Annotated in this window: 10 protein-coding genes; 3 read left to right on the top strand and 7 right to left on the bottom strand. The window is 36.1% G+C overall.

The genetic code is table 11. The features are described from left to right. Window positions 1-5 precede the first annotated feature (5 nt). The 3 genes from DFQ05_RS07105 to DFQ05_RS07095 form a co-directional block, all read right to left on the bottom strand. Window positions 6-1,382, bottom strand: coding sequence for a flotillin family protein (locus tag DFQ05_RS07105; protein ID WP_241974245.1), 1,377 nt, complete (start codon window positions 1,380-1,382; stop codon window positions 6-8). Window positions 1,383-1,454: 72 nt separating this feature from the next. Beyond that, the gene (locus tag DFQ05_RS07100) at window positions 1,455-2,081 is read right to left on the bottom strand and encodes a hypothetical protein (RefSeq protein WP_132704702.1); all 627 of its coding nucleotides are present in this window, start codon (window positions 2,079-2,081) and stop codon (window positions 1,455-1,457) included. A 347-nt stretch (window positions 2,082-2,428) separates the two neighbouring features. After that, window positions 2,429-4,261 carry a TonB-dependent receptor plug domain-containing protein gene (locus tag DFQ05_RS07095; RefSeq protein WP_132704701.1) on the bottom strand — a complete coding sequence of 611 codons (1,833 nt, stop codon included), beginning with the start codon at window positions 4,259-4,261 and terminating at the stop codon, window positions 2,429-2,431. Between the two features lie 132 nt (window positions 4,262-4,393). Between DFQ05_RS07095 and DFQ05_RS07090 the strand changes: the two genes are divergently transcribed. Then, on the top strand, window positions 4,394-4,903 hold the full coding sequence (locus DFQ05_RS07090; RefSeq protein ID WP_132704700.1) for a DUF2975 domain-containing protein: 510 nt from the start codon (window positions 4,394-4,396) through the stop codon (window positions 4,901-4,903). A 3-nt stretch (window positions 4,904-4,906) separates the two neighbouring features. Next, window positions 4,907-5,113 (top strand): helix-turn-helix domain-containing protein, encoded by a 207-nt coding sequence (locus DFQ05_RS07085; protein ID WP_132704699.1) that lies wholly within the window; start codon window positions 4,907-4,909, stop codon window positions 5,111-5,113. On the opposite strand, the gene dinB is transcribed toward DFQ05_RS07085, so the two are convergent. Beyond that, window positions 5,114-6,331: a DNA polymerase IV gene (gene dinB, locus DFQ05_RS07080; RefSeq protein WP_132704698.1), complete on the bottom strand. Its 1,218-nt coding sequence runs from the start codon at window positions 6,329-6,331 to the stop codon at window positions 5,114-5,116. Further along, on the bottom strand, window positions 6,324-9,344 hold the full coding sequence (locus DFQ05_RS07075; RefSeq protein ID WP_132704697.1) for a DNA polymerase III subunit alpha: 3,021 nt from the start codon (window positions 9,342-9,344) through the stop codon (window positions 6,324-6,326). Before DFQ05_RS07075 ends, dinB begins: the two co-directional genes overlap by 8 nt. A 68-nt stretch (window positions 9,345-9,412) precedes the next feature. On the opposite strand from DFQ05_RS07075, the gene DFQ05_RS07070 reads away from it, so the two are divergent. Then, entirely contained in the window at window positions 9,413-10,183 is a 771-nt protein-coding gene (locus DFQ05_RS07070; RefSeq protein ID WP_132704696.1) for an XRE family transcriptional regulator, read from the top strand. 53 nt (window positions 10,184-10,236) lie between these two features. Here the strand turns inward: DFQ05_RS07070 and DFQ05_RS07065 are convergent, their stop codons facing one another. After that, a complete protein-coding gene (locus DFQ05_RS07065) occupies window positions 10,237-10,512 on the bottom strand; it encodes a F0F1 ATP synthase subunit delta/epsilon (RefSeq protein WP_132704695.1) in 276 nt (91 codons plus the stop codon). An 80-nt stretch (window positions 10,513-10,592) separates the two neighbouring features. Beyond that, window positions 10,593-12,101, bottom strand: a complete 1,509-nt coding sequence (gene atpD, locus DFQ05_RS07060; RefSeq protein ID WP_132704694.1) for a F0F1 ATP synthase subunit beta — start codon at window positions 12,099-12,101, stop codon at window positions 10,593-10,595. Window positions 12,102-12,212 lie beyond the last annotated feature (111 nt).

Raw genomic sequence — 12,212 nt, 5'->3', positions numbered from 1 at the left:
GAGAGTTATTTACTATCTGAATTTTCAACTTCAGCATCGTCTGCCTCTATCTCTTTTTTGTCTTTACCTTTTAAGTACTCAGGTAAATCCATACCAGCCATATTAAACATTTCTTGTAATGGCGGTACGGCTTTGTACATGCCAGAAATAAAGTTAGAGGTCGATGATTTACCATCTTTTCCGCCACCATTTTCCCAAACAGTTACTTTATCTATTTTTATATTCTTAATAGCTTCTGCTTGCGTTTTTACCAACTCTGGTAATTTGTCTGCAATTAATAATAAAACAGCATCTTTAGAACTATTACCCGCAGCTTTTACAATTTCGTCTAAACCTGCAGCTTGCTTTGTTAAGACTTCATACAAACCTTTTGCTTCAGCTTGTGCCTTAAACAATATAGCATCGGCCTCACCTTTAGCACGTCTTCTAATACGCTCAGCTTCAGCTTCGGCATCAATTTCTACTTTGCGTTTATCAATTTCCGCAGGGACAATAACATCTGCCATTTGAGACGAACGCTCGCGCTCTGCTCTTGCCAATTCGGCTTGTTGCTCAGCAGCATAAGACTCTTCTAAGGCTTTTGCCGACTGTACTTTTTCTGCAGCTATAGCCACACGCTCAGCCTCTGCTTCGCGCTGACGACGTAACGAATCGGAATTGGCTACCGAAATTTTAGCAGCATTTTCGCCCTCAACCGCTTTTGCATTTGCAGCAGCTACTTGGGTTTTTTCGTCTTGTACAGCGTTGGCTTCACCAATAGAACCATCTCTGGTTTTTTCTGCAACCGACTTACGTGCTGCGTTAATGGCATGTGCCGCAGCCTCTTTTCCTAAAGCTTCGATATAGCCAGACTCATCTACAATATCTGTAATATTTACGTTGATTAATTTTAGACCTACTTTCTTTAATTCGGTTTCTACAGATTGCGAAATATTGGTTAAAAACTTATCACGGTCGTTATTAATTTCTTCAATATCCATCGAAGCCACAACCAAACGCAATTGACCAAAAATAATTTCTTTGGCTAGCTCCTGGATGTCTTGTAAACCTAAGCCCAACAAACGCTCGGCAGCGTTTTGCATAACGCCAGGCTCTGTAGATACACCTATTGTAAAACGCGATGGTACGTTAACACGAATATTTTGTTTAGAAAGTGCATTTACCAGATTAACTTCAATAGAAATAGGTGTTAAATCTAAGTACTCATAATCTTGAATAACTGGAATGATAAAGGCGGCACCACCATGAATACATTTGGCAGACTGACCACCACCAACTTTACCGTAAACAACTAATATACGGTCCGACGGACAGCGTTTATAGCGTTTAATAAGTATAAACAAAGTTAAAATAACAAACAGTGCAACAAACAGAATAGTCATTGTAGAACCAATGCCTTCTAGCATGTTTTGTAAGAGGAAAAAAGAGTATTTCATAGGTTAGTATTTAAGATATTAAGCATTTAATTTTTTGGTGTCATTCATGTCAAGTTGTAAAGCCTCTATAGGCTTTTTATTTTGAGCTACGATTAAAATACCGTTGGAGGTCACATCAACGACTTTTATAATAGTACCAGATTTTAAATCAGTAAGAGAATCAGTAAGGGCATCTAGCTCGCGCATTGTGCCTTGTATAGTTACGCTAACTTTTCCCATTTTAGAGCGGTCTGCGCCAATGGTTAAATAAACTTCGCCAACGGCATCAATAGCGTTTTTATAATCTAACGTACCACTGTCGCTGAGTTTGTAAATAAAATAAAATAGTGTTGCCATAATAAACATCATTAGTAGTCCGCAAACTACAGAAATGATAATCGTAGGAATAGTCCCTAGACCGGCATCGATGCAAGCAATACCGCTCCAACCAAAAATGGTAAAGAAGCCTACTAAATTTTTAAAACTTATAAACTGAAATCCAGCACCAACATCAGCATCCATATCAGAATCCAAATCGCCAATATCATCAGCATCTCCACCTGCAAATGCCATGAGCATTACAACTACGAATACGATTGAGCCAATTAGCGCAATACTCCAATACACTTTAGAGAAAAACTCCAAATTAGAAAACCAGTCTATCATAATTACATCGGTTTAGATACGTTAATAAATATACAATCTAAATTAGATTTTGATTGTTGATTTGGAAAGTAGTTTTACGTGAATTATGCCGTCAAAAAATGCTGCATTTTTATAAAAAAGATGCATTTAAATTCCTGTAATTAGGACGTGTTTGAAGTTTTTTGATGGTTAGTTCAAATAAAATTGAACGTTTAAAATACGCAGGTTCAATTTACTTTCTATATATCAGTAGATGGAACTTTGGTTTTGTTACAGTAGATGGTAAATATTTTTTGAAATATACACAAACAAAAAAGCTGTCTAAAAAATACCTTTTAGACAGCTTTTATAATTTTAAAGCCTTTTTTTTAGTTTAGTGTATATCGTAACCCGAATAACACATTGCTTGGTGGCATAGGAACAAAACCAGCCTCGATATAATCTGCGTCAAAAATATTGCTAGCTGTAACAGTGAATTCCATTTGTTTTAGTTTCATTACCAATGAAGCGTCCCAAACATTATAACTTTGGCCTGTAGTACGTTCAGCATGTTTATAAACAATATTTTGTCGTATGTTTTTAAACAATTGTGTACTTAATCTTGTAATAAATTGATGCCTTAATGTATTTAAAGAATACCTAGATAATTCAGGATTTTGGTCCATTATATTATCATCTAAATAAGAATAACCAAAACCTAGCGTCTGATTAAATTCTGAAATTTTAAAATTATAAGCAGCATCAAATTCAAGACCTTTAGTATTTACTTCTCTAATATTTGTAGCTGTAAAAATACCTTCGTTTACGTTAGGTCTGATGTAATCTATTAAATTTTCGGCATCTCTATTAAACACAGCAATAGATGCGTTAAATTTTGGAGAGAAGTATTTTAAGCCTATTTCTTGGGCAAAAGCTTCTTCGGGTTCTAAATCTGGATTTCCTGCAGTTGCTGGATCGCTGTAAAACAAATCTGTATACGTTGGTATTCTGTAGGTAAAACCAACATTACCATAAGCTCTTAGGTTATTTGTAATAGCATATCCTATGTCAATTCCGGGGAAGGCATTAAACTTAAAGTCCGAAAAGTAGGTCATAGCCACGCCTGGTGTTATATCTAATTTTCCATTATCTAATTTAAAACGATGTTCTAAGAACGCAGTAGCCATAAAACGGTCTCTATTTCCTAAGTTGTTACTATTAATAGAGACACTAGCTAAATCTAGACCAAAACCTGTAATTCCTAAATTTGAACTATATGATGCATTGGCTTCTGCGCCGACTTTATTTGTGATGTGAAAGTTTCTAAAAAACGAAGGGTCTTCCCGCCTTAATAAAAACATGTCTTGGTTACGTCTCCAATACATACGCGGCGATATTTTAAATTTTTCATTTTTAAAAGTGGTCGTAAAGGCAACTAAGCTGTTTTGAGTTTCTTCGTATTCGGTAAATCCACGACTTGGCGGTGTGTAAAAGTTTTGTGCACCAAATTTACGCTCCATAAACGTGGCAATCATTTGTATAGGTTGCTTGTCTTCGTTAAAGGTGCTTTTTATAAAATAGTTGGCATTATCGTAGTCCGAGTTAAAGCGATAGCCTTCAGAAGTGACACGCCCAACATGAACAATGTGCGATGAGTTTTCTAAATCTACACCGGCAGTTACATTTCCGTTTAATTGTCCAAACGAACCTGCTTCTATATTTGCAGAAACCGTGTTTTCTACAGTTTTTTTAGTCACAATATTAATAGCTCCTGTAAATGCATTCTGTCCAAAAACACGAGCTGCAGGACCTTTTACAATTTCTATACGCTCAATAACTTCTATAGGTAGTGCGGCATTCATGGTATGATGTCCTGTTTGGGAGTCGTCCATTTTTATGCCATCAATCAGTAAAAGCGTTTGGTCAAAACCACCGCCACGAATATAAAGGTCAGCTTGACTTCCGCCTGTACCACGACGACGAATATCCACACCAGCCACTTGCTGCAATAAGTCGGCAACGTTAACCGCAGCACTGTTTTTAATATCTGCTTTTGTGATAATAGTTATAGTTCTAGAATTTTTTTTAAAGGGTAGATTAATACGCTGTGTAGAGGTTACTGTAACCGAATCTAATTCTTCTAAAGGTAGGTTTTGTGCGAACAGAGTGCAAGTTCCTAATACTGATATAGCTATATAAAGAAAATTGGTTTTAAAACTCATTTTAAGTCTAATTTTCGGCAAAGGTAGAATTATTTCTAAGTTGAAAAAGTATTAGTTCACTAAAATATGATATATAAAAATTATTGTTTTTCAATAATTTTTATATATTTGTTATCGTAAAACAATAATTTTATGAATTCAGCAAAAACACTTTATTCAATACTAAACGTTATAATTTTTCTTCTTCTAATGGGGATTGGTTTGGGGGTTTTCTTTTTTTTGATGTTGCTCCTTGGTATAAAACAGGATGTTGTCAATCTAAGGGTGGACTTAATAAATTTTAAAACCGAAGCAATGCCTTATGTTTATACCGTCTTAAGGCTAGGAGTTTATGTTATTTTTATTAATGCGCTTTGGAATTTGAGAAAGGCTACTAAACTATTTTTAAAAAATGATTTTTATAATTATAAACTTATAAGAGTTTTAGAGATTTCTGGGAAGCTTATGATAATTTCAGCCATTTCTGCATGGAGTATTGATTGGATAAGTGATGTGTTTTTTAAGTTTAGAATTTCGATTGGTTTAAGTGAAACAACATTGGTTTATTTATTTGTTATTGCTATAGGATTATTTTTGATGCTAATAAGTAAAGTGCTTAATGATGCTAAGACGATGAAAGAAGAAAACGACTTAACCATCTAAGCTATGTCTATTAAAGTAAATCTTGACATAGTACTCTCAGAACGTAACATGAAAAGCAAGGAGCTCGCAGAAATCATAGGCATTACCGAGGCTAATCTTTCTATATTAAAATCGGGTAAGGCTAAGGCTATACGATTTTCTACATTAGAAGCTATTTGCAAAGCACTAGACTGTCAGCCAAGTGATATCCTAGAGTACATACAAGATTAACTACTGATGCCTATTCGCCAATAGAGGTGGTGGTTCCCCATTAAAAGGATTCCAGCGACTAATGGTTTTAGCTTCCATACCAGCGGCACTCATTACAACCCTATCGCCATAACGTTTGCGCATCTTATCCATGGCATTTGCTAAATTGAGATGCATCTCGTTATCTTCAAAAAGGTTGACTTGATGACCACCTTCTACCAAATGACTAAACTTTACACCAATGAGACGCACTAATAATCTACGATTATAAAGTTTTTTAAATAAATCCAACACCACAGGAATAATGTTGTGATCCATGGCGCTGTAAGGAATACGCTGCTGTTGTGTATAGGTTTGAAAATCGGAATATCGAATTTTAAAAGTGATACAAGCCGTGAGCTTATGACCACGGCGCAGTTGGAAAGCCAAATTTTCTGCCATAGCAATGACCAGGCCTTTAAGCTTATGCATATCTGTAGTGTCTTGCCCAAAGGTGCGTTCTGTAGAAATAGACTTACGCTCATGGTATTGTATTACAGGACTGTTATCAATACCGTTTGCTTTTTTCCAGATGGATAATCCATTTTTACCCAAGACTTTATGCATCAGTTCCATAGGCATGTCTTGTACAGTTTTTATACGTTTTACACCTAAATCGCATAAGGCCTTATAAGTTACATTACCAACCATTGGAATCTTCTTTACCGAAAGTGGTGCTAAAAACGGCTTTTCATCACCAGAAATAATTCTAATTTCATTGTTGGGTTTCGCCTCGCCTGTTGCAATTTTCGAAACCGTTTTATTTAGTGACAATCCAAAAGAAATGGGTAAGCCAGTTTCTCTGATAATACGTTGCCGCAATTCTGAAGCTAATTTATGGCAGCCAAAAAATTTATCCATTCCTGTGAGGTCCAGATAAAACTCATCAATGGATGTTTTTTCATAAAGTGGCACACTTTCTTTTATAACTTCTGTGACGTCATTAGAAAATTTAGTATAAATGCCAGAATTTCCCCTAAGCACAATAGCTTCTGGACAAAGCTGTTTTGCCATACGCATAGGCATGGCAGAATGGATTCCGAATTTTCGAGCTTCATAGCTACAAGAAGCGACAACACCACGATCACTAGTTCCACCAATAAGTACAGGTTTCCCATTAAGTCGGCTGTCGAGTAAGCGTTCGCAAGACACAAAAAAGGTGTCTAAATCCATGTGTACTATAGAGCGATTATTATTCATATTGTGCTTTAAGGTCTTTGAAACTTTTCTTCCTTTGAAATGTTGGATTTAATGATTTTATGGAATAGCGTGGATCTTCAATAATAGCCAGACGCTCTAGCTTTGAAACTTCAATAGTAACACAATCGAATTCTATCATCACTTTTCCTATAATTTCATAAATCCCTTTTCCTCTAAAAGGATATTTTGCTGCGATAGGTGGAAAGTGAACCGTATCTATAAAATCACCATCACGATCCAAAAACGTCCCGAAGTGCATCAACTTTCCATTGGCGGTTTTTGTGTTTTTTGTTGTCACCAAATAGCCTTCAATTTTTACAAATTTTCCCTCTAGCCTTAGCAGATGATTTGCACGTAATTTACTCGTGGATGGTTGCTCTAATAAGTGAAAGGGATTGCATAGCGGAAAACCTAATAGCTCTATTTCATCAAAGGCATTTTCCAATGCCGTACTCGGCAATTCTGGTGTATTGTAATTGATACGCTGTGTTTTAAATAGTGTAACAATATGTTCTTGAGTAATAGTTTTACTGATTTTTAGATGTGCTTCCCATAACAGCTCACGCTTATTAATTCCAGTAAAGCGAAACGCATTTATTTTTATAAGAATGGTAATCTGTTCTACAGAAATAGGAACACGCTCTATAAAATCATCAAGAGATTTAAACAATCCGTAATTTTCGCGTTCGTCAAGAATACGCTCTATGGTTTTAGATTCTAAGGATTGCAAAAACATAAAGCCTAAAAAAATAACGTCACCATTGATAATGGCTGGTGCAAAACTAGTGTTTATGCAAGGCGCTTCAATTTTTCCACCATGCATTCTGGCCTCGTGAACGTAAAGCTCTGTTTGGTAAAATCCACCAAAATTGTTGATAGTGGCCGTCATATATTCCAAAGGATAATAGGCTTTTAAGAACAGACTTTGATAGCTCTCAACTGCATAGGATGCCGAATGACCTTTTGCAAAGGCATAGCCAGCAAAACTTTCAATTTGTCGCCATACGTCAGCCACAAACTCATAAGGTTTTCCATCGTTTATGCAGTTGTCAAAAAATTGTTGTTTCACTTTTAAAAACTCGTCACGCGAACGGAATTTACCAGACATACCACGACGTAACATATCAGCTTCGCCCAAATCCAAACCGCCAAAATGATGCGCCACTTTAATCACATCTTCTTGATAGACCATAACACCAAATGTTTCTGGCATTAGTTCTGCTAATACAGGATGTGCTTCTTTTCGCTTTTCAGGATAACGATAACGCAAAATGTATTGACGCATCATGCCACTTTTAGCCACACCAGGACGAATTACGGAACTCGCAGCGACTAAACCTAAATAGTTATCTACTTGTAGTTTTTTTAGCAGCATGCGCATGGCAGGCGATTCTACATAAAAGCAACCAATGGCTTTAGCGTTGCGCAATAGATGTTTTATGCGTTCGTCTTGTTTAAACCGCTTGATATCGTGAATGTCGAGTTTTGGTTGATGAGGATGGTTATACGCTACAATGTCTACGGCATCTTTAATTTTCCCTAAACCGCGTTGACTTAATATATCGAACTTGTAGAGTCCAATATCTTCTGCAACGACCATATCAAATTGCGTGGTGGGAAACCCTTTAGGAGGCATAAATGTGGCACCATAATAATGAATCGGCTTTTCCGAAATTAAAATACCACCTGCATGAATGCCTAAGTAGTTGGGAAACCCCTCAATATATTGGCTGTATTTAAGAACGAGTTGCGAGAGCCTGTCCAACTGACTGATATTAAACTTACCTCGTGTTAGCATATCCATTTCAGACTTTGGTAAACCAAATACTTTACCCAATTCGCGTACAGAAGCTTTGAATTTAAAGGTGTTATAAACCGTTATTAAAGCTGTATTCTTAAAATTGTCGAAAATGAAATGTGTAATATCATCTCTATCCTTCCAGGAAAAGTCGATATCAAAATCTGGCGGATTTTGTCGAAAGAGATTAATAAAACGCTCAAAGTACAGATCTAGCTCAATAGGATCTACATCTGTAATACGAAGCAAATATGCAATAATACTATTGGCACCACTTCCGCGACCAACGTAGAAATATCCTTTGCTACGTGCATATTCTAAGATTTTCCAATTGATTAGAAAATAGGATACAAAGCCTTTCTCTTTTATTATATGAAGTTCTTTTTTAATACGTTGGTAAATTTTTGGCTCAGCATCATTACCATAACGATAGGGAATACCAGCATAGGTCAGTTTTTCTAATAGGGCATAGTCTGAAGCTTCATTTTCAGTCAAACACTTTTGATTTTTGGGCTCGTTATTTTCAAAATTGAAATCAATGCTACAATCCTCTAAAAGTTGTTTTGTATTATGTATCAATTTTGGAAATTCAGAATATGTATGACACAGTTTCTCATAAGGCAACATCATATCATGTTCGCTACCTTCTTCAGTTTTTGGTAGCTTACTCAATAAGGTATTATTATCAATAGCACGTAGTAAACGATGTGTATTAAATCCTTTTTTATTTTGAAAAGAAACGGTTTTCAATACCACTAATTTCTCTCTAAATTGACTCCATTTCGAAAATTTTAAATGATTAAGGTCTTTAGGTGTAATGCCTAAAAACTCATTAGATTTTAAGTTGAAATTCTTGCCTTTTTGGTAGGGATAAATCACGAAACAGTCTTCCAAAATAACGTCAGGTCGTTCAGGAATTTTTAAATCACGATTATGAAGAAATTTAGATAAATAATCATTTATATTTTTAAATCCATTGTTATTCTTTGCAATGAGAATAAATTCTTGATGTGCCTTGTTTCTAAAATCTACACCAAGAACAGGTTTTATCTTATATTTCTTGGAAAGGCGCATTACGTCTAAACAGGCTGTAGTGCTGTTTATATCTGTAAGTGCTAGGGTTTGAACCCCATTTTCTGAGGCAATAGCTAGTAATTGTTCAGGCTTAATTGTGCCATAACGTAAGGAGTAATATGTGTGACAGTTTAAATACATAGGAAAACAAAATTAGCTACTATATGTAGTTTTTGTTGCTTATATTTGTAGCAAATACTGTTAAAACTATGAAACCCATTCAAGTTAATATCAAACATTTGCGCACCTTAAAAAAGTTGTCTCAAGAGCGTTTTGCAGACGAGTTAAAATGGACGCGCGCTATGGTTGGTTCTTACGAAGAAGGCCGTTCTGAGCCACCAATCGAGCGCTTGATAGACCTTTCTAATTATTTTAATATACCTATCGATATTTTAGTACGAAAGGATTTACGAAAGGCTAAAGACACTTCGTTTATAGAGGTTGGTAATAAGCGGGTACTTTTTCCTGTAACCGTTAACGAAGACAATGAAGATTTAATAGAGATTGTTCCAGCAAAAGCTTCGGCTGGTTATTTATCGGGTTATGATGACCCAGAGTATATAGAACAGTTACAGAAAATTAAACTACCATTTTTACCTACAGGTACACATAGAGCTTTTCCGATTAAGGGAGACTCAATGTTGCCTGTAAAAGACGGTGCTTTTGTAGTGGCAAAGTTTGTCGAAGATATTTTGGATATAAAAAACGGTAAAACCTATGTCGTATTAACTAAGGACGATGGTTTGGTTTACAAGCGTATCTACCTTCCTAAAAATGACGAACAACATTTATTACTTAGCTCAGATAACAAAACGTATCAACCTTACTTGGTTGCTAAAGACAGTATATTGGAACTTTGGGAATTTACCTGTTGCATCAATACCCAAGAGTATGATGAAAAGGAATTAAAACTCAGTAGCATTATGATGATGTTTCAAGAATTAAAGGTAGAATTAGAGGCTGTAAAACAAATGCAATAAAAAACGCGAAGCAATTGCTTCGCGTTTTTATGGATTAATAAGTCTTGCAAAAGTTAGTCTGCAAGGATAATTATTTTGTTATCGTTAATCTCTAATGTCCCCGAGTTAATAGCTAACATGGTTTTACCATCCTTTTTGGTAAACTTATTTTCTACTTCTTCTTCGAGAGAAATATCGCCACTAATCTTTACATGACCAGCTTTAAGAATAGATACAATAGGAGCGTGGCTATTAAGCATTTCAAATTCTCCATTTGCACCTGGTACAGTAACACTTGTTACTTCTCCGCTAAACAATGTAGCTTCTGGTGATACTATTTCTAAATACATGTTTTTTAAGTATTCAGTATTCAGTATTCAGTATTCAGAGTAGCAAGCTACTAACTGAGACTGCCAACTGCCTACTAGTTTTACGCTTCGGCTAACATTTTCTCTCCAGCTTCGATAGCCTCTTCAATAGATCCTTTAAGGTTAAATGCAGCTTCTGGTAGGTGGTCTAATTCACCATCCATAATCATGTTAAAACCTTTGATAGTTTCTTTAATATCTACTAACACACCTGGGATACCTGTAAACTGCTCGGCTACGTGGAAAGGCTGAGATAAGAAACGTTGTACACGTCTTGCGCGACCTACAGCAAGTTTATCCTCTTCTGATAATTCTTCCATACCAAGGATAGCAATAATGTCTTGTAACTCTTTGTAACGTTGTAATAACTCCTTAACACGCTGAGCACAATTATAGTGGGCATCACCTAAAATATCAGCAGTTAATATACGGGAGGTAGAATCTAATGGGTCTACCGCAGGATAAATACCAAGCTCAGCAATTTTACGAGACAATACGGTTGTTGCATCTAAGTGAGCAAACGTTGTTGCTGGTGCAGGATCCGTTAAATCATCCGCAGGTACGTAAACTGCTTGTACAGATGTAATCGATCCTTTTTTAGTAGATGTAATACGCTCTTGCATTGCACCCATCTCTGTTGCTAAAGTAGGTTGGTAACCTACCGCAGATGGCATACGACCAAGTAGTGCAGATACCTCAGAACCAGCTTGTGTAAAACGGAAGATGTTATCTACGAAGAAAAGAACATCTTTTCCTTGTCCATCTCCAGCACCATCACGGAAATATTCTGCTATAGTTAATCCTGAAAGTGCTACACGAGCACGAGCTCCAGGAGGCTCATTCATTTGTCCGAATACGAAAGTTGCTTTAGAATCTTTCATGGCTTCTTTATCAACTTTCTGAAGGTCCCAACCACCTTCTTCCATAGAATGCATAAAGTCATCACCGTACTTAATAATTCCTGACTCTAACATCTCACGAAGTAAATCGTTTCCTTCACGAGTTCTTTCACCAACACCTGCAAATACAGAAAGTCCACCGTGTCCTTTTGCAATATTGTTAATCAACTCTTGGATTAATACTGTTTTACCTACACCAGCACCACCAAATAATCCAATCTTACCACCTTTTGCATAAGGCTCAATAAGGTCGATTACTTTAATACCTGTAAATAAAACTTCTGTAGAAGTTGATAAATCTTCAAACTTAGGTGCGCTTCTGTGAATAGGAAGACCAGCATCACCAGCTTTAGGTAAATCACCTAAACCATCAATAGCATCACCAATAACATTAAATAAACGTCCGTAAACATCTTCACCTATAGGCATTTGTATCGGAGCTCCAGTAGAATTAACTTCTGTACCTCTACTTAAACCATCTGAAGAGTCCATTGCTATAGTACGCACAGTGTCTTCACCAATGTGAGACTGTACCTCAAGTACTAATGTTGAACCATCTGGTCTTTTAATTTCTAACGAATCATAAATCTTTGGAAGCTCTGAACCAGAAGCGAATTCTACATCGATAACTGGACCTACAATTTGTGCAACTTTACCTGTAACTTTTGACATTACTTATATGTTTTTGTTTTGCAATAGTTTAAAAATGAAAACGGAGAACATTTCATAACGAAATTTAGCTCTGTTTTTCGCGCTGCAAAGATAGAGTTTTATTTAAAAAAT

Origin of the sequence: Winogradskyella wandonensis (assembly GCF_004346845.1) — a bacterium.
GTDB classification, from domain to species: Bacteria; Bacteroidota; Bacteroidia; order Flavobacteriales; family Flavobacteriaceae; genus Winogradskyella; species Winogradskyella wandonensis.
The sequence above is the reverse complement of the archived record's forward strand: the minus strand, read 5'-3'. Positions and strand labels throughout refer to the sequence as shown.

Coding starts and splice junctions, on each gene's coding strand:
- dinB (WP_132704698.1), bottom strand. CDS start 6,331: ATGAATAATAATCGCTCTATAGTACACATGGATTTAGACACCTTTTTT.
- atpD (WP_132704694.1), bottom strand. CDS start 12,101: ATGTCAAAAGTTACAGGTAAAGTTGCACAAATTGTAGGTCCAGTTATC.
- DFQ05_RS07105 (WP_241974245.1), bottom strand. CDS start 1,382: ATGACTATTCTGTTTGTTGCACTGTTTGTTATTTTAACTTTGTTTATA.
- DFQ05_RS07090 (WP_132704700.1), top strand. CDS start 4,394: ATGAATTCAGCAAAAACACTTTATTCAATACTAAACGTTATAATTTTT.
- DFQ05_RS07075 (WP_132704697.1), bottom strand. CDS start 9,344: ATGTATTTAAACTGTCACACATATTACTCCTTACGTTATGGCACAATT.
- DFQ05_RS07070 (WP_132704696.1), top strand. CDS start 9,413: ATGAAACCCATTCAAGTTAATATCAAACATTTGCGCACCTTAAAAAAG.
- DFQ05_RS07100 (WP_132704702.1), bottom strand. CDS start 2,081: ATGATAGACTGGTTTTCTAATTTGGAGTTTTTCTCTAAAGTGTATTGG.
- DFQ05_RS07095 (WP_132704701.1), bottom strand. CDS start 4,261: ATGAGTTTTAAAACCAATTTTCTTTATATAGCTATATCAGTATTAGGA.
- DFQ05_RS07085 (WP_132704699.1), top strand. CDS start 4,907: ATGTCTATTAAAGTAAATCTTGACATAGTACTCTCAGAACGTAACATG.
- DFQ05_RS07065 (WP_132704695.1), bottom strand. CDS start 10,512: ATGTATTTAGAAATAGTATCACCAGAAGCTACATTGTTTAGCGGAGAA.